The sequence below is a fragment of the Secundilactobacillus hailunensis genome, assembly GCF_005405185.1.
Taxonomy (GTDB): Bacteria; Bacillota; Bacilli; order Lactobacillales; family Lactobacillaceae; genus Secundilactobacillus; species Secundilactobacillus hailunensis.
Map to the genome: position 1 here is coordinate 118,906 of NZ_BJDO01000001.1, position 21,373 is coordinate 140,278.

The 21,373-nt window shown below is 44.7% G+C and carries 25 protein-coding genes and 1 tRNA gene; 4 read left to right on the forward strand and 22 right to left on the reverse strand.

Features of this window, described 5'->3' with window-relative positions; genetic code table 11:
• From accB to fabZ, 9 genes are all read right to left on the reverse strand, one after another.
• Nucleotides 1–468: an acetyl-CoA carboxylase biotin carboxyl carrier protein gene (gene accB, locus FFM73_RS00555; RefSeq protein ID WP_137629852.1), complete on the reverse strand. Its 468-nt coding sequence runs from the start codon at nucleotides 466–468 to the stop codon at nucleotides 1–3.
• Complete coding sequence (gene fabF, locus FFM73_RS00560; RefSeq protein WP_137629853.1) at nucleotides 468–1,700, reverse strand: beta-ketoacyl-ACP synthase II; 1,233 nt, start codon at nucleotides 1,698–1,700, stop codon at nucleotides 468–470. Before fabF ends, accB begins: the two co-directional genes overlap by 1 nt.
• 11 nt (nucleotides 1,701–1,711) lie before the next feature.
• A complete protein-coding gene (gene fabG, locus FFM73_RS00565; RefSeq protein ID WP_137629854.1) occupies nucleotides 1,712–2,446 on the reverse strand; it encodes a 3-oxoacyl-[acyl-carrier-protein] reductase in 735 nt (244 codons plus the stop codon).
• Nucleotides 2,447–2,451: 5 nt separating this feature from the next.
• Nucleotides 2,452–3,384, reverse strand: coding sequence for an ACP S-malonyltransferase (locus tag FFM73_RS00570; protein ID WP_137629855.1), 933 nt, complete (start codon nucleotides 3,382–3,384; stop codon nucleotides 2,452–2,454).
• 1 nt (nucleotide 3,385) lies between these two features.
• Nucleotides 3,386–4,318, reverse strand: coding sequence for an enoyl-[acyl-carrier-protein] reductase FabK (gene fabK / locus FFM73_RS00575; RefSeq protein WP_137629878.1), 933 nt, complete (start codon nucleotides 4,316–4,318; stop codon nucleotides 3,386–3,388).
• A gap of 21 nt (nucleotides 4,319–4,339) precedes the next feature.
• Complete coding sequence (locus FFM73_RS00580) at nucleotides 4,340–4,588, reverse strand: acyl carrier protein (RefSeq protein ID WP_137629856.1); 249 nt, start codon at nucleotides 4,586–4,588, stop codon at nucleotides 4,340–4,342.
• Nucleotides 4,589–4,617: 29 nt separating this feature from the next.
• Entirely contained in the window at nucleotides 4,618–5,595 is a 978-nt protein-coding gene (locus FFM73_RS00585) for a beta-ketoacyl-ACP synthase III (RefSeq protein ID WP_137629857.1), read from the reverse strand.
• An 11-nt stretch (nucleotides 5,596–5,606) separates the two neighbouring features.
• Nucleotides 5,607–6,065 carry a MarR family winged helix-turn-helix transcriptional regulator gene (locus tag FFM73_RS00590; protein ID WP_137629858.1) on the reverse strand — a complete coding sequence of 153 codons (459 nt, stop codon included), beginning with the start codon at nucleotides 6,063–6,065 and terminating at the stop codon, nucleotides 5,607–5,609.
• A gap of 69 nt (nucleotides 6,066–6,134) precedes the next feature.
• Complete coding sequence (gene fabZ, locus FFM73_RS00595; protein WP_137629859.1) at nucleotides 6,135–6,578, reverse strand: 3-hydroxyacyl-ACP dehydratase FabZ; 444 nt, start codon at nucleotides 6,576–6,578, stop codon at nucleotides 6,135–6,137.
• 247 nt (nucleotides 6,579–6,825) lie between these two features.
• Between fabZ and FFM73_RS00600 the strand changes: the two genes are divergently transcribed.
• Both FFM73_RS00600 and FFM73_RS00605 read left to right on the forward strand, forming a co-directional pair.
• Nucleotides 6,826–7,596, forward strand: a complete 771-nt coding sequence (locus FFM73_RS00600; RefSeq protein WP_171001135.1) for a biotin--[acetyl-CoA-carboxylase] ligase — start codon at nucleotides 6,826–6,828, stop codon at nucleotides 7,594–7,596.
• Between the two features lie 63 nt (nucleotides 7,597–7,659).
• Nucleotides 7,660–7,983 carry a heavy metal-binding domain-containing protein gene (locus tag FFM73_RS00605; RefSeq protein WP_137629861.1) on the forward strand — a complete coding sequence of 108 codons (324 nt, stop codon included), beginning with the start codon at nucleotides 7,660–7,662 and terminating at the stop codon, nucleotides 7,981–7,983.
• Between the two features lie 110 nt (nucleotides 7,984–8,093).
• Here the strand turns inward: FFM73_RS00605 and FFM73_RS00610 are convergent, their stop codons facing one another.
• Nucleotides 8,094–8,585: an AP2 domain-containing protein gene (locus FFM73_RS00610; RefSeq protein ID WP_137629862.1), complete on the reverse strand. Its 492-nt coding sequence runs from the start codon at nucleotides 8,583–8,585 to the stop codon at nucleotides 8,094–8,096.
• A gap of 398 nt (nucleotides 8,586–8,983) precedes the next feature.
• Between FFM73_RS00610 and FFM73_RS00615 the strand changes: the two genes are divergently transcribed.
• Nucleotides 8,984–9,057 (forward strand) — tRNA-Arg (locus FFM73_RS00615).
• 520 nt (nucleotides 9,058–9,577) lie between these two features.
• On the opposite strand, the gene FFM73_RS00620 is transcribed toward FFM73_RS00615, so the two are convergent.
• The 6 genes from FFM73_RS00620 to miaA form a co-directional block, all read right to left on the reverse strand.
• Nucleotides 9,578–10,069, reverse strand: a complete 492-nt coding sequence (locus FFM73_RS00620; RefSeq protein WP_137629863.1) for a hypothetical protein — start codon at nucleotides 10,067–10,069, stop codon at nucleotides 9,578–9,580.
• 10 nt (nucleotides 10,070–10,079) lie between these two features.
• The gene (locus FFM73_RS00625; protein ID WP_137629864.1) at nucleotides 10,080–11,012 is read right to left on the reverse strand and encodes a hypothetical protein; all 933 of its coding nucleotides are present in this window, start codon (nucleotides 11,010–11,012) and stop codon (nucleotides 10,080–10,082) included.
• Complete coding sequence (locus tag FFM73_RS00630) at nucleotides 11,005–11,892, reverse strand: exonuclease SbcC (RefSeq protein ID WP_137629865.1); 888 nt, start codon at nucleotides 11,890–11,892, stop codon at nucleotides 11,005–11,007. Before FFM73_RS00630 ends, FFM73_RS00625 begins: the two co-directional genes overlap by 8 nt.
• Before the next feature lie 392 nt (nucleotides 11,893–12,284).
• Nucleotides 12,285–13,625 carry a type I glutamate--ammonia ligase gene (gene glnA, locus FFM73_RS00635; RefSeq protein ID WP_137629866.1) on the reverse strand — a complete coding sequence of 447 codons (1,341 nt, stop codon included), beginning with the start codon at nucleotides 13,623–13,625 and terminating at the stop codon, nucleotides 12,285–12,287.
• A 47-nt stretch (nucleotides 13,626–13,672) separates the two neighbouring features.
• Complete coding sequence (locus tag FFM73_RS00640) at nucleotides 13,673–14,056, reverse strand: MerR family transcriptional regulator (protein WP_054655047.1); 384 nt, start codon at nucleotides 14,054–14,056, stop codon at nucleotides 13,673–13,675.
• A gap of 79 nt (nucleotides 14,057–14,135) precedes the next feature.
• Nucleotides 14,136–15,059: a tRNA (adenosine(37)-N6)-dimethylallyltransferase MiaA gene (gene miaA, locus FFM73_RS00645; protein WP_137629867.1), complete on the reverse strand. Its 924-nt coding sequence runs from the start codon at nucleotides 15,057–15,059 to the stop codon at nucleotides 14,136–14,138.
• A 105-nt stretch (nucleotides 15,060–15,164) separates the two neighbouring features.
• Between miaA and FFM73_RS00650 the strand changes: the two genes are divergently transcribed.
• Nucleotides 15,165–15,338, forward strand: coding sequence for a DUF3042 family protein (locus FFM73_RS00650; protein WP_089136611.1), 174 nt, complete (start codon nucleotides 15,165–15,167; stop codon nucleotides 15,336–15,338).
• Nucleotides 15,339–15,545: 207 nt separating this feature from the next.
• On the opposite strand, the gene FFM73_RS00655 is transcribed toward FFM73_RS00650, so the two are convergent.
• From FFM73_RS00655 to FFM73_RS00680, 6 genes are all read right to left on the reverse strand, one after another.
• The gene (locus FFM73_RS00655; protein ID WP_137629868.1) at nucleotides 15,546–16,406 is read right to left on the reverse strand and encodes a transporter substrate-binding domain-containing protein; all 861 of its coding nucleotides are present in this window, start codon (nucleotides 16,404–16,406) and stop codon (nucleotides 15,546–15,548) included.
• Nucleotides 16,407–16,740: 334 nt separating this feature from the next.
• Nucleotides 16,741–17,481, reverse strand: a complete 741-nt coding sequence (locus FFM73_RS00660) for an amino acid ABC transporter ATP-binding protein (protein WP_137629869.1) — start codon at nucleotides 17,479–17,481, stop codon at nucleotides 16,741–16,743.
• The gene (locus FFM73_RS00665; protein WP_137629870.1) at nucleotides 17,474–18,163 is read right to left on the reverse strand and encodes an amino acid ABC transporter permease; all 690 of its coding nucleotides are present in this window, start codon (nucleotides 18,161–18,163) and stop codon (nucleotides 17,474–17,476) included. The genes FFM73_RS00660 and FFM73_RS00665 overlap by 8 nt, the downstream gene beginning before the upstream one ends.
• On the reverse strand, nucleotides 18,144–18,806 hold the full coding sequence (locus FFM73_RS00670; RefSeq protein WP_137629871.1) for an amino acid ABC transporter permease: 663 nt from the start codon (nucleotides 18,804–18,806) through the stop codon (nucleotides 18,144–18,146). The genes FFM73_RS00665 and FFM73_RS00670 overlap by 20 nt, the downstream gene beginning before the upstream one ends.
• 502 nt (nucleotides 18,807–19,308) lie before the next feature.
• Nucleotides 19,309–20,721 (reverse strand): PH domain-containing protein, encoded by a 1,413-nt coding sequence (locus tag FFM73_RS00675; RefSeq protein WP_137629872.1) that lies wholly within the window; start codon nucleotides 20,719–20,721, stop codon nucleotides 19,309–19,311.
• Nucleotides 20,711–21,187, reverse strand: a complete 477-nt coding sequence (locus tag FFM73_RS00680; protein WP_171001138.1) for a PH domain-containing protein — start codon at nucleotides 21,185–21,187, stop codon at nucleotides 20,711–20,713. The genes FFM73_RS00675 and FFM73_RS00680 overlap by 11 nt, the downstream gene beginning before the upstream one ends.
• Between the last annotated feature and the right edge of the window lie 186 nt (nucleotides 21,188–21,373).

Sequence of the window (21,373 nt, forward strand, 5' to 3'; positions counted from 1 at the left end):
TCATTGCGTTACTTCAAACAGCGGCTGATCAAACTCAACCACTTCTTCATTGTCTACTAAAATCTTCGAAATCGTGCCGGTCACCTTACTCTTGATCTCCGTCATCATCTTCATGGCTTCGATCACGCACACCACTTCACCGGCGTTAACGTGGTCACCCACTTTTTTATAGGCGGGCTTATCAGGCGTTGGCTGCAGGTAGATCACCCCAACCAGCGGCGCTTTGATCGTCGCTGGTTTTTGCGCTGGCTGTGAGGTCTTCAACTTAGCTGGCTGATCGGACTTAACTTCTTTTATGCCCTTAACTACTTCAGCTGATATTGGTTTTTGATTGGCTGTCACGACCGGCTGATGACTGGTTTTATTTTTGTTTAAGTAAAGGTGCATCCCTTGATAATCCAGCTCAATTTCACGAATATTACTATCACTAATCTGTTGAATAATCGTTTGTAGCTCGTCAAATGTCATTATTCCGCCCACTTTCTAAATGCGAGAACGGCATTATGACCCCCAAAGCCAAATGAATTACTAATGGCATATTCAGTTTGACGGTCACGGTTATCAGCATTCACCAAGTTCACCTGACAAGCTGGATCTTGTTGAACTACACCGACGTTTTCCGGTAATTGGCCGGATTGCAGTGCGTCGACTGTCGCTACGGCTTCAATGGCCCCAGCCGCGCCCAACAGATGACCCGTCATGGATTTCGTACTGGAGACCAGGACATCGCTATCACTGCCAAAGACGCTGTTGATGGCCTTTGATTCAGCGCTATCGTTCCCCATGGTCGCGGTACCGTGCGCGTTAATATAACCAACATCTGTCGACTTAACTCCCGCTTCATCGATAGCCAATTGCATCGCACGGGCAGCCTGAGTTCCTGCTGGATCCGGTGACGTGATGTGATAGGCATCAGCAGTTGCCCCATAACCAACGATTTCTCCCAAGATTTGCGCACCACGAGCTTGCGCGTGAGTCAACGATTCCAGCACTAAAGTCCCGGCACCTTCACCCATCACGAAACCTAGCCGATCTGCATCAAACGGCAGTGAAGCCCGCTTAGGATCAGTTGCTTTAGACAGGGTCGATAACGCTGCAAATCCGGCGATCCCAATTTCGTTAACTGAGGCTTCTGCGCCCCCCGTCAGCATCACCTGAGCACGGCCTTCCTTAATTTGCCGAAAAGCTTCGCCAATGGCGTTCGTTCCAGAAGCACAGGCCGTTACGATGGTCGTACAGATATTTTTAGCATGGTAGCGAATGGCCATGTTGCCAGAAGCCATGTTGGAAATGGCCGTTGGTACAAACATCGGCGAGACCCGCTGTGGTCCCTTATTAGCCATTTTTATCACTTGCTCTTGAATGGTGGTCAAGCCGCCAATCCCTGACCCGTAAATGACTCCCATAGTCTCAGGTTCAGTATTCGCTTCATCGATTCCGGCTTGTTCAACCGCCTCTGCTGTCGCATACATTGCGTATTGACTAAAGGCATCCATTCGTCGCAAGTCCCGTTTACCGAGTCGTTTTAACGGCTCAAAATCGTGTAATTCACCAGCTAAAGTAATGCCGGTTTCACTGGCATCAAAATGGGTGATGGGTTGAAAGCCAACTTTTGAGGCGCGTAAACCCGCTTCAAACTCCGGTACGCTATTGCCAATCGGTGTTAAGGCACCCATTCCCGTAATTACCACTCTAGTCATACTTTTCCTCCTTACTGCATGGTCAAACCGCCATCAACGGTGATGGTCTGACCCGTAATATAGTCGTTTTCGGCTAAAAATACCGCTGTCTGGGCGACCTCGGCCGTCGATCCCAACCGTTTAAGTGGGATCTGCTGCAAAATGCCAGCCTTGACTTTATCCGCCAGCTGAGCCGTCATGGCCGTGTCGATCATCCCAGGCGCAATCGCATTGCACCGGATACCGCGCATAGCAGCTTCTTTGGCTACTGATTTAGTCAGGCCAATAATGCCAGCTTTACTGGCCGCGTAATTCGCCTGACCGATGTTACCGGTAAGCCCGACCACACTGGTCATGTTGATAAAAGCGCCGCTGCGAGCTTTGTACATTGGCCGTAAACAGGCCTTGATCACGTTAAACGTCCCGGTCAGATTCGTATTGACCACCTGACTAAAGTCCGTTTCACTCATCCGGTTCAGTAGTCTGTCATTCACGATACCGGCATTATTCACCACAACGTCTAGATGCCCCGCCTTTTCGTAAACAGCGTCAATCATTGCTTGAACCGCATCAGGGTCAGTAATATCTGCCGAGAGATCCCAGCAGGACACATTTTCAGCCTGAATCGAATCGATCACCGTCTGTGGGGCAGCGTGGCGGCCGTTGACCACTACGTTAGCGCCCTGTTTGGCAAACGCCTGCGCAATGGCCAGTCCAATGCCCTGCGTACTGCCCGTAACTAAAACCGTTTTATCCGTTAATCTCAACTTAATTATTCACTCCTTAATGCCGTTAGCGTTTTATCAAGGGAAGCCAGATCATCAATGTGATAATAATCAATCCCCTTAACCGTTTTGCGAGCAAAACCCATCAGCGTTTTACCAGGACCCAGCTCGATGACTGCATCAACCTTACCTTTCAGCTGTTGAATCGCATCCGTAAACCGGGTGGTAGAAACCAGTTGTTGTGTGAGCGTCGCTGTCAGTTCATTAGGATCAAACGGTGCCCCAGTGGTCGTACTGATCACCGGAAATGCTCCTTGCGACCAGGTGACCTTAGCTAAAGCGGCCTGCAGGCTTTCCTGGGCCGGCTGCATCAGTGGCGTATGAAAGGCCCCACTGACGTTTAGTGGCACCATTCGTCTTACCCCTTGTGATTGAAGGTCAGCAATCGCTGCGTCCACAGCAGCAGTCTCACCGCCGATCACGACTTGTTTGGGCGTATTGATATTCGCAATCGTCACGATTCCTTTTTCAGCGGCAACATCACAAGCCGCCTGAATCACTGACACCGGCGTGTTCATGATAGCCACCATTTTGCTGGGTTTAGCATCACTAGCCTGCTGCATCAATTCACCACGTAATTTAACTAGTCGCAAGGCATCATCAATGTCAACCAAGCCACTAGCAGCTAACGCACTATACTCACCTAAACTTAGCCCGATGCCCGCCACAACGGTTGGTAACTGTGGCTGAACCGTTTTATAAAGCGCCCAGCTCATCGCCACAATGGCCGCTTGAGCATACCGGGTTTCAGACAATTGTTCAGCACGATCAGCATCAAAGTAAAGTTTGGGCAGATCCAGTTTCAGTGTTTGGCTAGCCTGGTCAATGGCCACCTTGTAAGTCTGATTTTGCTGATATAAATCCATACCCATACCGGTCTTTTGTGACCCTTGGCCGCTAAATAGTAACCCAATTTTCAAGTTAGACACCACCCATCAATTGTGCTGCTTGGCGATAAACGTCAGCTAAAATCTCTGCTGCTGGCTGGGCTTGTCTGACCATGCCGGCCACCTGACCCGCCATGTACGCTCCATTCTCGCGGTCACCAGTTAACACGGCGTTGCGTAAAGCACCGTTACCGATTTCCTCAACTTCGCTAAAGTCCGGGTCAGCCTTGGCTGCTTCCGTCCTCTCAAGCCTAACAAACCGTTTGGCCATGGGATTTTTTAACACCCGGGCTGGGTGCCCAGCAAACTCACCCGTGATCATGGTATCGATGTCCTTAGCTTTGAGCACCGCTTTTTTATAGGTCGGATGGACTTTGGATTCAGTGGCCACTAAAAACCGCGTGCCCATTTGAACCCCGATAGCCCCCAGCATAAACGCGGCTGCCAGGCCACGGCCATCACCAATGCCGCCAGCAGCAATCACTGGAATGTTAATGGCATCAACTACTTGTGGTACTAACGCCATGGTGGTGAGCTTGCCAATATGCCCCCCCGACTCCATGCCTTCAGCAACCACTGCATCAGCCCCCACTCGAGCCATCCGTTTCGCTAAAGCAACTGAACCGACAACGGGAATCACTTTAATGCTGGCTGCTTTGAATTCGGGCAGGTACTTGGACGGATCACCGGCACCCGTTGTCACCACTGTAATACTGTCATGGGCCTTTAAAATAACTTTTACGACATCTTCTACGTGCGGTGATAACAGCATAACGTTCACACCAAACGGCCGATCAGTTAATGACTTGGCACGTTTAATTTCTCCTTCGACCACTTCACCGGAGGCATGGCCGGCACCAATGATGCCTAATCCACCAGCGTTTGATACCGCTGCTGCCAACCGACCATCTGCGACCCATGCCATACCGCCCTGAAAAATGGGATATTTTAATCCTAATGACTGCATAAATGGATCTAAAGATCTCAACTATTCTTTCTCCTGAGCTAATTGCTTTTCAACGAAGGTCACCAGATCAGAGACGGTTTCGATACCTTCTTCAGTTTCGATCTTGATATCAAACTCGTCTTCAATTTCGTTAATGACTTCAAAAATATCTAAACTATCAGCATCTAAGTCCTGCTTGATGTTGGTAGTCAACGTGACCTTTTCCTTATCTTCACCCGTTTGATCCACAATAATTGCCTGTACTTTAGAAAAAATTTCGTCGTTAGTCATGATATTAAACTCCTTCATTGTCATTTATTTTAGTATTTGATTACTTGCGTGCCGACGGTCAACCCGCCGCCAAAACCACTTAGCACAATCGTTTGACCGCGCTTGATCACCCCAGCTTGAATCGCCTCAGCTAGTAAAATGGGCACGCTGGCTGCCGAAGTATTGCCAAAGTCAGCCACGTTTGTTAAAAATTTATCCTTGGGTTGGTCCAGCCGCTTAGCGATTTGGTCAATGATGCGTTGATTCGCTTGATGCAAGATAAAATAGTCAATGCCATGAACTAATGGGCCAGCTTTTTGGAGCGCCCGTTGAATCGATGCCGGGACCTCGTGAGTAGCAAATTTATAAACCGCCCGGCCATCCATTTCAAAATATTTCTGATGGGCAGCCGTCGTATCCGTTGCAAAAACCGAATTCACTGGCTGATAACCAGCCGTCAGCCGGTCACTAAGCTCCCCAAAGGTCTGCAGATCAGTTGCCAGAAAAGCCGATGTCTGTGACGGCTCATTTTTCAGCAAAACCCCTGCGGCACCGTCGCCGAACAAAACCGCCGTTGAGCGTTCGTGCCAGTCGACCAGTTTGGATAATACTTCACCACCGATCAGCATACCGCGGTTACCGGAAACTTGCAGCAGTCCCTCGGCAACTTTTAAGCCGTAGATAAAGCCGGAACAAGCAGCGTTTAAATCAAAGGCAAAGGCTTTTTTAGCCCCAATCCTGCCCTGGACGATAGCTGCTGTGGCGGGTGTCAGATAATCCGGTGACATGGTCGCCACAATGATAAAATCCAAGTCTGCCGCCTGCCAACCAGCCTGCTGCAGTAACTTCTGTGCAACTGACGTACATAGATCACTGGTCGTCTGTCCAGTAGAAACGTGCCGCTGTTTGATTCCAGTTCGCGTGGTAATCCAGTCGTCTGAAGTGTCCATGTAGGCATTCAGCTCGTCATTTACGACTGTGTGCGCCGGTACCGCACTAGCACTCTGGACAATTTGAATCCCTGTCATTAAATAACCCCTCACTTCTTTGGAGTTGGATCGGCGAACTCTAGAAACGCTTCTAGATTCAAAAGCGCTTTTTCAATAATTTGCAATTGTTCGTCATCCATATCTTTCGCAAAACTTTCAACCATCTTGCGGTGAAAAGATTCATGTGCGCGGTAGATCAGCCGTCCCCGCCGTGTCAGTCCCAGGCGGACAAAGCGGCGGTCATCATCACTTCTGATGCGCTGCACGTAATCTTTTCTGACTAGATGATTGACCATGGTCGTCAACGTCCCAGGCGTGATCCGTAATTCGCGGGCCACCTGCGACGTGGTTTTATGTTCGTACATTGAAATGACGTCCACAGCGTGTACTTCTTTGATGGAAATATCTTTGAACTGGCTCTGTCTGAGCGCTAATTCTTCCACCCGCACAATGTCACCATAAACCGTTGTTAATAATTGATTGATCCGTTTAGCTGTCGCGTAATCCATGTGTTAACCACCCATTTTGATTCTCAAATAGTTCCAACATCAAAATAATAGCAGTGAGGATATAGGCCGTCAACGCACGGGTGCTTCAGGCTCAACAATAAACAACAGTTCCGCCGTTAAAACCACTTCTTCGTTGACCACAGCTTGGCATGACACAACGCCCATATTGTCGCGCTGCTTTTTCATTTTGACTTTCAATGCTAACTGATCTGCAGCATGAACATCTTTTAGAAATTCAGCTTTAGAAATGCCACCAAGGTAAGCCGTTTTATGCGCAAACGCTGGTGACTTTAAGATCAGAATTGACGCCGCCTGTGCCAATGATTCAACGATTAGCGCTGGCGGCATCACGTACTCACCAGGACGAAAGCCGTTCACAAAGCTCTCATCGGCAGTCACGTTCTTGATCGCAGTAATTGATTCACCAGCCACTAGTTCTGTAACGCCGTCCATGTAAAAGATCGGAAACCGGTTAGGAATCAGTGCTTGAATCTCTTGAGAAGTTAATTGCATATGACGCAAGACACCTCCTTCAAAACTATTTCAAACATCAAAGTATTTGATGGCAGTATCATATTCTAAATTAAGAGTCGCTGTCAAGTAATTTTCTAGAACAAACCGCTTCTAGCCTATCTCTGTTCAGTATTAAGGCCAATTTTTTAAGAAATATTAAAGATTAAGTAGTTTGACCATCAAACTACTTATTGAAATTCGGCTCAAATCATGTATGCTAGTCTTATCACAGACTGGGGGTCATAAAATGGATGATACTGATATTGAAAACGCGTTAAATACTCAAATTGACACCAAAATCAGTTTGCTGCACGTTGCAACAATTGGTTCGACTAATCAATATGCCAAACAACTCTGTGAGCAAGCCGCACGCCAGACACCTGATGTGATATGGGCGGATCAGCAAACAGCCGGTGTGGGTAAATTTTCCCGACCCTTTTACTCCGCTGCCAATGGCGGACTCTATACCACTTTGATCATGCCCGATTTAACAATTGATGCTCCTAAAGTGGGATTATTTACGACTAGTCTGGCAACGGCTACAGTGAGCGCCATTCAAGACTGCTTTAAGCTCACCGTTGACGTTAAGTGGGTCAATGATATTTACCTGCATGACCGTAAGATTGCTGGCATCTTAGTTGAACAAGGCGCCCATGGTGCAATTATCATTGGCATTGGGATCAATCTGTTCCAGTCTAGTTTTCCAAACGACATTCAAAATATTGCTGGTAATCTCCTGTCCGCAGTGCCCACTGAAACGGTTCGGCAACGTTTTTTTATCACACTGATCAGCCAGCTTTATCAATCATGTTTCACCTATACCAATCTTAAATTTTTAAGTGAGTATAAACGTCATCTCATGTTAATGGGCCACCAGATTCAGCTTCAGCTGGGCCAGTCATTAATTACCGGCACGGTGTCTGACGTCAATCATTTAGGCCAGTTAGTCATTGTTGACGCAACGACCCACCAGCCTCGCACCATTCCCGCTGGTGAGGTCATTAAGGTTTTCCCGTAATCATTTGTCGCTTAATCAGGCGCAATATGCTAAACTGAACGCAAAATGAGGGAGGCTATTATCATGTCAGAAATTATTGTAACCACAACCGAAAAAATTCCCGGTCAGGAATACGAAATTATTGGTGAAGTATTCGGCCTGACCACACAGTCTAAAAACGTGGTACGCAACATTGGCGCTGGATTAAAAAACATCGTTGGCGGTGAGATCAAGGATTACACGAAGATGCTGGTAGAAGCCCGCGACACAGCTATCGACCGGTTAAGACAAAACGCGGTGGATCTGGGCGCAGACGCAGTGGTCATGATGCGGTTTGATTCTGGTTCAATCGGCACTGATATGCAGTCGGTAGCCGCCTATGGCACCGCTGTCAAATTCACTAATTAGAGATTGTCTTCAATAATTTAATCTAATTTAAATTACTATAATGTAATGTATTTAACGCACAGAAGCAGCAAAAAAGGCGCGCTGGATTATCCAGTGCACCTTTTTAATCACTACCCAACAATTTGTTTATCGACTTTAGTCTTGTGCCAGTACATTTTTTCAGCTTCTTTACGAGCATCGATTGCTTCTGCTTTATTATCAAAACTCTTCAGTAAAACATAGCGACCACCATACATCAACCGTGCCAGCCAGCGATTCGTCGTCTTATCATACGACACGCCAACGACACCAGACGTATTGCGTGGTGACTCCTTTAAAGAAGAAACCATAATGCCATCACTATTCCGCAAGTTTTCCGGGTTCCCCATATTTCTGGTAAACCCCTCGTTTTGGCTATAACGCTCATGGGCTAACTCCCGACGTAGACACCCGCAGCTTCTCACGTAACCGCCACGAAGCCGGGCACCATCCACGGTAACAATATTGCCGCAGCTGCACCGGCATTCCCACAGTAGATCAGCATTCTTGGGATCCTGTCCGTTCTGACGAATTACCGTCAAGCGGCCAAACTGCTTGCCTTTCATTTCAATCATTCTACTCATTACGTACACCCCATCCTTTAATGAAAATGACAACCTCCATTGATCATTTCACCGAAAATTTTTAATGCCTATTCACCAATTTGATTAACAGTGCCATTAAAATCAAAAGTACTCCTCCACAAGCGCTTTCAATTTTAACTAATTGGTTCGAACTAATTTTATCAGTGCTAGCTATAGATTTCAATTGTAAAGAATTAAATGGTGAGAAAAGTTACCTATTTTTTCATTAATTTACCATAATTATTAAAAATTCTGGGTTATTTAAATCGAAATACTCAATTTTCTCCATTGCCGTTTCCAATTTCGAATAGATATTAGTTTAAGGTGTTTAAACCCACTTTTTGAATTGACTTAACACCCATATTCACATATAATTATACATGTTGTTTTATTGTTATGCGGCAATAGCTCAGCTGGATAGAGCAACGGTCTTCTAAACCGTAGGTCGAGGGTTCGAACCTCTCTTGCCGCACTAGATTAAAATGGGCCATTTCCAAGTAGCTGTCTTTTAGCCGACTTGGAATTTTTTTACCCTTTTTTAAGGGTTAAGAGATGGACAGTTTAATACGCTTAAGCAATTCGTCTAAAGCCCTTTATAGCCCCTTATTGAGCTATACATCTATCATTGTAAGGGCTTTCTGCAGTAACCAATGAACTAATTGTATTCTCAAATTTTTTTAATAAAATTACTTGCAAATCTTTCGTCACAAAACGATAATGTAATTGTAACGTAATTGAAATCTTTTATGGGGAGGCATTGCGATGATTTTTATTTCATTTATTATTGGCTTGTTTCTATTTGCAGGCGCATGGGAATTGTATCTCAGCGCAAGCCGTCAGCGTGCACAGTCAAAACACCTTGTTACTGCACCAAAGCATTCTTACATGCAGCTATTCTTCAAATTATTACACATTAGCTAATTGCTTTTATATTTTTACAGCAAAGGGTCCGCTTATCATTCGTGATAAGCGGACCCTTTTGTTAATTCATTTTATTTATTCAAATAAGCGTCTTGAATCTGCGTCTCAGTAAGCTTAAGATCCACAAGACCAAGTTTTAAGATCAAGTGCCAAGCGTGCCGAAAAGCGGCCTGCTGCCGATCAAAGAACGATTGGTCCAGAAAATGTGAAATGGCCAAATATTGTTGACTCAGACTCTTAGCTGGTGCTTTATGGGCTAATTTATCTAAGTCTTCGGGCTTCATCACAATTAAGTGCGACCAAGTTTGTCTTGCGGCTACCTGAAACGTATGATCGATAACTTCAATGTACGCTTTTAACAGGTCTTCAGACGACACGTCAGGCTTTTTTTGCCCCAGCTTAAACCAGCCCATTAGGTCGGACAAACGAGCCAGTGAGACACTGAGTGCGACATAGTCGACCCGTAACCCCTCTTCTGGACCCACTGCGACTTGATGTTCATAGTTATATTGGTTACGCCGTTGAATGGCTGTCTGTAATAAATTTGCTAAATCTAATGTCAAGATGTCACCTCTAAAAGACTAAATTATCAGAGCGAATCTGTAAATCACTAATATTTTCAAGATACCATTTACGCAGGAATGGATATTCTAGCAAGACCTTAAACCAAGAAACGGTTTGGTCTTTATCCGTCACGTAAAGACCCCAAGCTGCCCCACCATTGGCGTTATGACTCGCAATTTTAAGGGTTAAATCCGGTGCCAATTCCAACACGGCCCCATCCTTATCATGCTTCAGCATATAGTTCTCTTGTGCCGCAGCCACGAATAGTTTATCCACCACTTCACTGGCCAAATTACTGGTCGAAAATTCGTAAAATTCATTATTATTTGTATCTAACAAGTTGAAGTCTACATCGAAGCCGAAGTCAGTTTTAAGGGCCTGGCCAAATGCAATTAACAAATCAGTTGCTGTCAGTAATTGGTCATTTTCAAGCTTATCGGCATACGTCTCAATAAATAATTTAGTAATGGCACTGCTATTAAACCGCATCACCTGTCGCGAAAGGTTTAAATAAAAGAGCGTCTCGTCCGTGACCCGATCCTGATAATAGACCCCACCAGTAGAATCATTGGCGCCGACAAACGCAAACATCCCTAGATCGCCTAACGCAGCGATTTGCTGGGTCAAGTGCTGATCATCTTCGTGAGATTCCAGGGTGATGGCTTCTCCTTGATCATGCAGTTCCAATAAACGGCTCATAAAAATTAAGTAGTAGTCCGCGTTATTGTATTGATGTGGAAACGTTACGTAGTCACTATCAAGTTCAAAAACGGATAGTGTCTGAGCCGCTTCAACCAGTTTTTCAGGATCCTTCGTATTGATCAATTGGTCCATGAGTTCGGTGAAATGCTGACCAGTCTTTAATCCCTCTTTGACCGCATTATTATAGGATAATAACCGTCCGCTAGTACTTAGCGTCGATGGATCGTTCTCATTAATCATCAGCCTTCACCTGCCCTTTACCAATTAAATTTGTCAGGTAATCCGTATATAAACTCTGATTATGTGATTCAAAGTGTGAAAAGTCTTCAAATTTTTGCTGGATACTTTGTTTTTCGTAGGTTAAAATTGTATCCTCTTTCGATAACTTCAGAATCTTTTCATCGTTTTCCTTGATCTTCTTGTTGGCATTAATTGCTTCTTCATCGTCATCCGCTAATTTCGACAGCTGATCAACGATCCCTTGACGCTCTTCTTTGACCTTACCAGAATCCCAAGGCAGCGTACTCTTTTGACTGACATCTTTCAGCTGCTGTCTGAGCTTTTCCTTTTCGTGGTCACGCTCATCTTGGCCTTCAATCAGTTTTTGAAGTTCAGCACTATTAGCGGTGATATCGGCGATGTTATCCGTGTTATACCGCTGATTGAGCGCATCAAGTTCAAAGGCCCGCTTAAGTTTGTTATACTCGGTTTCATCAAACTCAAAAGCCACGTTTAAAACGTCCAGCTTACCAAATTTGCGGCGATCCCACCAATTACCAAAGTAAATGTCAAATTCGCCGTCCTTCACTTCATCATAGTAGAAGAAAGGATAGGTCTTCCCAAGGTAATCGATCAGTTTTTCACTTAAATAGTGACTTAGCTGTTCATGATCATCCGCCACTAAGTCTGCTAACTCCTGCGTTTTAGTCGTTGAACGCGATTTTTTAACTTCTCGCTCATAACGAGTCCTATCGATCAGCTCATAGATTTGGCGATCATCATGATCATTTAGTGCTGATTGCAGCGTCTGCAAATAGTTGATCTTCTGGGTGATAGATGAGTCAAGCTGAGCCTGACCTGGCGTAACTTCTTGCGTTTTATCTTCATTATTATTCGGCATGTAATTATCCCTCGATTGTTATTTCTCACTGTACATAGTTTAATTTTAAATGATAATTTTAGATTAGTAAACTACTCATCACTAAAGTAACGAGCTTCTAGGAACACTGCATACTTATCTATCATTTAATAAATGCTAGATAGCGGTTACGGTTTATTTTACTAAGGCACGTTTCATGACAGTTATGTTGCAATGCTAATTTCGCTACCATTTTATTATAATCGTTATCACGATTATAGGCAATTCACCACGTCCTTAAAAGAATCAGTTTCCTTGCCCTTTTTCAAAAGGTTCCGTAGTATTGATTCATAATACTCTTTAACCAATTAAATAGCCTGCTGACTAGTCAAAATGGCTGGTCAGCAGGCTATTGTTACGCTAATTTTAAAGGTTTAGTATTGTTCAAGGTACTGATCGCGTTCCCACTTAGAAACTTGGGTCCGGTAAGCATCGTATTCCAAATTCTTAGCTTCAATGAAGCTGGCATAAAGATGCGGACCCATTGCCTTGCGCATGACTTCGTCAGCAGATAAGTCTTTCAAGGCATTGTGCAACGTATCAGGTAAGTTAGTAATGTGGCTTTCACGACGTTCCTTGTCGTCCATCCGGTAAATGTTACGATCAACGGATTCTTCAGGAACAATCTTATTGTTCAAACCATCCAAGCCAGCTTCCAAAACAGCAGCAATGGCTAAGTATGGGTTAGCAGTTGGGTCAACACTACGAAGTTCTAGCCGAGTTGATAAACCGCGTGAACTTGGTACCCGAATCAATGGTGACCGGTTGGAACCAGACCAAGCAACGTAGACAGGTGCTTCGTAGCCAGGAACTAGACGTTTGTATGAATTAACCGTTGGGTTGCAGATGGCAGTAAAGCTACGAGCATGCTTCAACAGACCACCTAAGAAGTAGTAAGCAGCTTGTGATAACTGCAAATCACCCTTTTCATCGTAAAAGGCATTACCCTTGTCATGGAAGAGTGACATGTTCAAATGCATCCCGGAACCGTTAATACCAGTCAATGGTTTTGGCATAAAGGTTGCGTATAGCCCAAACTTACGAGCAACCGTCTTAACAACCAGCTTGAAGGTTTGAATGTTATCAGCAGCGTGTAAGGCATCGGCATACTTGAAATCAATCTCGTGTTGGCCTGGTGCCACTTCATGGTGGGCAGCTTCAACATCAAAGCCCATGTCTTCCAAGGTTAACACAATTTCACGACGGCAATTTTCACCCAGATCCATTGGTGCCATATCGAAGTATGAACCTTGGTCATTTAAGTCCATCGTTGGCTTGCCCTTATCATCCATCTTAAATAGGAAGAATTCTGGTTCTGGTCCAATGTTGAAGTCGGTAAAACCGGCCTTACGCATATCGGCAAGGACCCGAATCAAGTTGTTCCGTGGGTCGCCTTCAAATGGCTTGTTATCTGGGGTATAAACTTCACAAATCACCCGAGCGATTTTACCGCGATCACTGCTCCAAGGGAAAATCATCCAGGTTGAAAGATCAGGGTAAAGGTACATATCACTTTCTTCAATGCGAACAAAGCCGTCGATTGAAGACCCGTCAAACATTAATTTGTTATCCAGTAACTTACCCAATTGAGAAATTGGGACTTCAACGTTCTTGATTGTTCCAAACAAATCGGTAAACATTAACCGTAAGAATTGAACATCCTGGTCTTTGGCCATTTGACGAATATCGTCTTTACTGTAATCATGCGTTGGCATAAAATCGCTCCTTGAATGATAGATTGTGTTAATAGTCAGCAATAATGTTACTTAAGGGGGCGTTGTGAATGTAATGAAGTGCCAGAATTAGGTTCAAGCCCACTAATATTCAAAAATTCATCATGTAAGATTCGACGAACATCGTTATCAGTCAGCGAATCGTTTTTCAGTTCATTCTGCCGTTTCTTTTGTTGCGCATAGATGGCTTTGATTCCTGCCATGTTGATCCCGTCATTTAAATAATCTTTGATTTCCAGCAGTTTATCAATGTCGTTCAATGAATACATCCGCCGATTGCCTTCCGTTCGTTGCGGAATGACCAGCTCCTGTTCTTCATAATAACGAATCTGCCGGGCCGAAAGATCAGTTAACTTCATGACCGTCCCAATTGGCAGAACTGACTTGGATCGCTGTAGTTCTTTTTCTGCCATTACACTCACCTCCCTCTAACAGGTTTAATCATACCACTATTCGTTTGCCTGTCAACACTTCATGTTATGTTTTATTACATCATTTTTCTAACCATGCTGAAACCGCCGTCCCAATGGCTTTCTTTTGAGTCGGATCAGCAATAATATCGTACCAGTGGACCGGAATCTGGTGTCGAAACCAGGTTAACTGACGTTTGGCATAGTGCCGCGTGTCCTGTTTGATTTTTTCAATCGCTGACGTTTTTGAAATGTCATCCTTGAAATAGGGAAAGAGTTCTCGGTAGCCGATACCCTTGCCGGACTGCCACTGTTCACCACCTGCTTCATACAGTTTGCGGGCCTCTTCCAGTAGACCCATTGACAGCATCTGGTCGACTCGCTGATTGATCCGTTCGTACACCTTGGCGCGATCAGTATTCAGGCCAATCACATAGGCATCATATCTGGGCTGCAGTGTCGTTTGTTGCTTCGAAAACAGGGTTCCCGTCCGTTCATACACCTCTAGTGCTCGGACCACTCTACGCTCGTTTGTGACCGGAATCTTACTTGCAGCGTCCGGATCAATTTTATTTAAATGATCCCACAGCGCTTGCTGACCGTGAACCGTTGCGTAGTCGTGCCATTTATTTCTGACTTGTTTGGACTGCTCGAAATGGTCGCCACCCAGGTTCATGTCGTAGAGCAGTGCTTTTAGGTAAAATCCGGTACCGCCCACGATCATGGGCAGCCCACCCCGCGCAGAGATGTCATCGATCAGCCGTCTGCTTTCCGCCACAAAATCAGCCACGGAATACCGTTCATCAATATTGCGAATATCAATTAAATAATGGGGAATATGCTGTCGGTCTGCAGGCATGATCTTAGCCGTCCCAATATCTAGTCCCCGGTAGACCTGCATGGAGTCACCGGAAATAATCTCACCCTGAAATCTTGCTGCCAGTTCCAAAGATAGCGCGGTCTTGCCAACCGCTGTCGGCCCGATAATGGCCAATACTTTCTTCACGTTTATCACTCCGTTATAATTTTGTTAATTACTGGAAATTCAAGCCTAAAACCTGCATAATGTAGGTAATCAATCATATTTTAACCTGTTAGGGGGTCTTTCACAATGAAACATTTTGTCAAGGGATTTTTATTTGGCGCAGTCGCTACAGTCGGTGCAGTTGCTGGTGCCGCTTTATCGTTCAAGAAAAAGGTCGTTGAACCCATCGAAGACGAAGAAGAACGGTTCGAAGAAAACCGCAAACGGGCCGCTCGTAAATCACGCTCTGCTCACCACTAGATAATTAATAACAAGACTGCAGTGCCCACTACCGGTTAGACGAATTGTCCAATCAGTAGTGGGCTTTTATGATAATCTGTATTTAGACTCATCCAAAAAAGGCGTATCACCTAAATACTTGCGAGCTGGTATTCTCACAAATACCAGTTACAAGTTCAGGTGATGCGCCTTTAACCGTACTATCAACCAATAAGTTACCGGGTCACTTTATTTGATAACGATATCGGATGGTTTAACTTCTTTACCAAAGTATGGTTTCAATTGTGAATTGTAATCTTTTTCAAAGAAGCCGTTATTGTTCAACTTCTTAATATCCTTATTCGTCCAGTCTAACAATGACTTGTTGCCCTTCTTAACGGCTGGTGCAATGTATTGCTTAGGACCGATAGACTTAATACCAACCGTGTACTTCGGCTGGTCCTTGACCCAGGCATAGAGGTAAGAATTATCGTCTGCCAAAGCGACTCCTCGATTATTCTTTAAAGCATTAAACTGCTGTGTCTTAGAATCAAATTTCAGCAAATTAACGCCTGTCTGTTTAGAAGTAAAGTAGTTTTCAGCGGTGGTCCCCTTTGTCACAATCAGGTTCTTACCCTGAAGCTGACTGGCCTTAGTAATTGCCTTGGATTTAGGTGACACGACCCCTACGGAAACCTTCATGTATGGTGAAGCAAAGTCAATCACTTGTTTCCGTTGCGGCGTCACGGTGAAGTTTGCCAGCACTAAATCAACTTTGTTGGAGTTCAATGCATCGACACGGTTATTGGCATTGACCTGAACAAACTTTGGCTTAACCTTGAGATCCTTGGCAATTTGCCGGGCCAACGTCAAATCATAACCGACACGCTGACCCTGCTTGTTGACCCAGCCGTATGGTGGCAGATCGCCGAAGACCGCGATGCGAATCGTCCCACGCTTCTTGATCTGCTGAACCGTGCTGGGATTATTGCTGCTTTGACTAGCTGATTTGCTGCTCTTGCTGTTACTACCGCAACCGCTTAAGACCAGCGTTAAACTAGCTGCAATTCCTAAGAACAATGCGAGTTTCTTGAACCCAAATTTCTTCATCTGTGTATCCTCCTATATTTTTTGTTGGTTTTTAAAGCCTGGTTGGTTAATTAAATGTGATACCTATGAATAATGGCTACTTGTTTCGGCCTCTCAGCCGAAACGTGTTCAGCGAGGCAGATAGCTGCATGTAAGCGAACTTTAACATAAATCCAAACCCGGGATTTATGTCATCCTTCTTTTAAATAATGGCTACCCTGTTTTCGGCTTCCCAGCCGAAACGTGTTCAGCGGGCCAGATAGCTGCATGCAAGCCGGCTTTGACATAAATCCAAACCCGGGATTTCTGTCAAAGCCGGCTTGCACTCCGCTATCTTAACGGCCCGCTTCACACTCTAGAAATCCATACTCTCCAAAAATTCCTTGGCCCGATCCGTTTGCGGCTGCTTGAAGAACTGGTCACCCTTGGTCTGTTCCAAAATCTTGCCATCTTCCAAGAATAAGACCCGGTCGGCAATTTGCTGGGCGAAGTTCATTTCATGAGTCACCACAATCATCGTCATATCAGAATCTTGGGCGAGTTTTGAAATGATGTTCAGCACGCCTCGAACCATTTCTGGATCAAGCGAAGCAGTGACTTCATCAAACAGCATTAACTCAGGATTCAATGCTAAAGCCCGCACAATAGCGATTCGCTGCTTTTGACCACCCGATAATTGCCGCGGATACACGTTTTCGTATTCCCGCAAGCCCACTTGATCGAGTAATTTTTCAGCCGCCGCTTTTGCTGTTTCTCGTGACTGTTTCTGCACCTTAACGGGGCCTAGCAGAATATTATCTAACACCGTTAAATTAGGAAATAAATCATAAGATTGAAAGACCATCCCAATTTTTTGACGCAGTTTCTGCCAGTTCTTTTCCGTTGGTACCACCTGGTCACCGTTAAAGGTCACCGTCCCGTTTTGATAAGGTTCCAGTCCGTTCAAACACCGGATCAGCGTACTTTTCCCTGAACCAGATGGTCCCAGTAACGCCACAACCTCACCCTGATCAATTGAAAAATTAATATCGTGCAGGATGTGGTCTTTTTGATAATATTTCTCCAAATGTTCGACTTTAATCACTTGTTTAGCCATTTGCCCGCTCCAATCTCTTCTTATCCATTCGTTTTGCCCACCAGGACAATGGGTAGTCAATTGCAAAATACATCACGAAGATGATGCCGTAAACCCAAAAGACACCCGTGGGATATTTTTGATTATTGGCTTCTACCACTTGCTGTCCAACGTTAATGACATCCATCACACTGATCAGCATTAATAGTGAGGTCGTTTTGATCACCCGAGTCACCAGATTAATGGTGGCTGGCAGTTCCAATGAAACCGCCTGCGGAATCAAAACGTAGCGGTAAAGTTGCAGCCGATTAAGGCCGATCGCCATGCCCGATTCACGCTGGTGTTTCGGTACCGAGATCAACGCACCACGGACGATATCACTCATTTCAGCAGCCGTCCACAGTGCAAACACAAGCGTTGCCACTTGGTTGGCGGGCATATTGACCCCTAATTGCTTCGGTAAAATATAGTAAAACAAGAACAGTAAAACCACCGTTGGCACGATCCGGAAGAATTCCAGATAGAGCCGTAACACTAACCGTAATAACCGGTTAGGAAACGTCCGCAAAACGCCTAAGATCACACCTAGGATCAATCCTAAGACTAACGCAACCGCCGCGATTTCAACGGTCGTCCACAAGCCGCCAAATAAACGGATGAGGTTGCGCCCCTCGAATAAAACGTTAATTCCCGAATGCGCCATAACGAACCCTCTTTTCTAGTAACGTCAGAATAATTGACAACGGAATTAAAATAATCGCGTACCCAATCACGAGTACCAATAGATACTCGTTGGATCGGTAGTACATCCCAATCAGATCTAGTGCCGTATTCGTCAATTCTGGAATCGCAATCACCGTAAAGATCGACGTTTCCTTGATCAAAAAGATGATGTTGGCTGCCAGTGCTGGCACGCTCAACGTAAATCCTTGGGGAAAAACAACGTAACGGGCTAATTGTATCCGCGATAAACCGATTGCTTTACCCGTTTCAACTTGGGTTTTAGCAACACCGTCGAACCCACCGTTGAATCCTTCGGCCATGTAACTGCCGCCAAGAAAAATGAGGCCAATGATGCCACACAATTCGGCGTTTAACTTAAACCCAAACACCGGAAACGCATAGTACAAGAAGAACAGCTGTACCAAAAGTGGCGTATTCCGGGAAATCTCAACGTAAACTGCCGCAATTTGGCTAAGTACAGGCACCCGAAAATATTTTAATAGGCTACAGATCAGGCCAACGATAATTGAACCAATGATCCCGAGAAACGATAACCAAAGTGTGAGTACAAAACCCTTTTCAAAAAGCGGTAAACTTTGCTGGATAATCTGCCAGCTACTCATATGATTGTGCCCCCTGACTTAAAATTATCACATTATATTTTAATCTTATTTTAGAAATTACTCAATTTGGGTAAATAAAAAGTCCCCATCAGTCCATTTCTAAACTGACAGGGACGATTAAAATCGCTATTCCACCCTAGTAATATACTATCTATGGCTCGTTTTCAAGCCCGGGACGATAACGTGTCCTAACGGTCTGCTATTGAGCAGATGGGTTCTTTGACCAGGCGCACTTCGTTAAATCATCAGGATCCCTTTTCATCAACCGGAACTTTCTGTACCTGCAGATTCAATTACTCTTCCTGTTCGTAACCTCTAAAATAAGATTAAAATGAAATGAAAATGTAAACCTTTATTGGCTCCTATTATAAAGGGCTGAAATTACACTTGTCAACCCTCCACGGAATAATATTCTGAATATTATTCCCAACAGTTAATATCCTACCACTTCTTATGAAAATGGTATACGTGTTTGCTTACTTTTTATCAGAAAATTTCATTTTTATCTGCGATACCACTGGTAAAGTGAGCGTGCCGCTTGGATTGGTAAGTAGCGAACCTCAACTTTCTGGACAGAATCACCATGCCGTAATTCAAGCTGTAAATGTGCGAGCTGGGCGCGTTTCATCCAGACTGATTGTTTCAGCATCATGGCCTGAATGTGGTGCCTAGGGATCAGGTAAGTCGACCGTTTAAAGAAATGACCATCCCGAGTACTCATCAGCTGCGGACTTAAAATTGCCACACCCATATTCTGACCAGAATAGGCCCCTAATCCCACCGCTATTGGTAATACGACTAGTGAAAGCCAGCCCCACGGCCGAAAAACGATTCCTAAAATCAGGACTGGCACAATGGCAATCATAACAGCATTGCGAATTAATAACCATTTTGCCCATGGACTGATTCGGGTATACGTTGGCAATGCTTGCGGTAACCACGGGATAAAAGTATGTGTCTGGTCATAATGTTGCTGCTTGACCACCGGCATCATAACCAGGTTATTTTGATCCTCATTATCGGCAGCTGATGATGCTAGTATCACCTGAACTGACACCAATTTTAGCCATTGTCTGAGAATGGTTTGCGAAATGACCACTGCTTGAATTCGATCCAACGAAGCCACAATCGTATTTCGCTGAAAAAAGCCCTTTTCAGTCAACAGCCGCTGATCGCGTTTTACCAGTTGAAAATGATAATAGCGCTGAATAATAATGAGATAGCTGATCAGTATTCCGAGGATTAAGACCCCAATTACAGCACCCACGATGAGTAAAACACTGATATGTGCTGTGCGACTAAATACCGCATTCAGCCATTTTTGCGGTAGCACATCATCTAGTTTATCGTATAGCCACCCTAAAGCGACCAGTATTGGCATAATGCCCATAGACGTAATTGCGTAAGCGTTCAAATCTGACCAGCTGATGCGGTAAACGGTACTGGGCTTCATCTCGTTTGCAGTTGCTGTAAAGGTTTGGGAATCACCATTAACTATCGCCTGCAACTGATCGACCACGTCTTTAGCAACCATGGGTAACTGCCCTTCCGCTTTAGCGTGAGACTGACCGGCCGTTTCGATGCTTACCGCAAAGACGTGAAATGGTTTCATGTAAAACCACTGTTTCAACTGTAAGGTTTGAATCCGGTTATAGGGAATATGAACCTGCTGGCGGAAAATAACACCCGAATGAATGGTGATTGCCTGATTCCCCAATTCATACGTTAAGCACCAATATTTTAGAATTGCTAACAGGACTGCTAGCGACACTACGATCCCTAAAATCGTGAAATACTGCCACTGTTTTAAGACTTTAAATAGCCCAAATACGATCAGAATTGAAAAAACCACGTTGACGAGATTCTTCCATATCATTGGCAATATTGCCAGCGGATGTAAGTGTTTAGCGGTCATCCGGTGTCGCCTCCAGTGCTAAACCCATGATCTGCTGCTTTAACTGTTGAGCAGTTTCCGGCAATACCGATTCAATTTTATGCGTCGTTGCAGCCGTTTCAATACTGACAGTCTGCAGTTTCTGCCACTGAAGAATCGGGCCAGCTTCCAGCGTGACATTTTGAATCCGGTTGATGGGAATTGCCGTTTGCTGGTGAAAGAAGAACCCTGATTCGATCTCCACGTCACGTTCTGAGATCCGGTAGCGCCAAAATCGGTAGCGATAAGGAATCAATGCCAGCTCGATGACAACCTCTGCAATGGTTAAGCCCGCACTGATTAGCCAAAATAAACGTGACCATTGCCAAATGACGGTGGCCGTTAATAGACCTCCCGTAATCAATAATCCGACTAAAAATGAACATCCCGCACTAATTCGCCACACCGTTTTAATTTTTGCTGGTAACGCTTGTCCACTTGCCATGATTGCCTCCATTTGGTTAACCCGTTGCTTTTACTAGTATTAGAATAACCGATTACTTGAAAATTAGCTACGATGGTGACATGAAAAAAGGGTGCTACGATATTTGGAGTTGATAGGCAGTTTGCCTTTCAACTCCTTTTTCTATACCATTATTATATTTGAACACGCAAATAGGACACTACACTATTT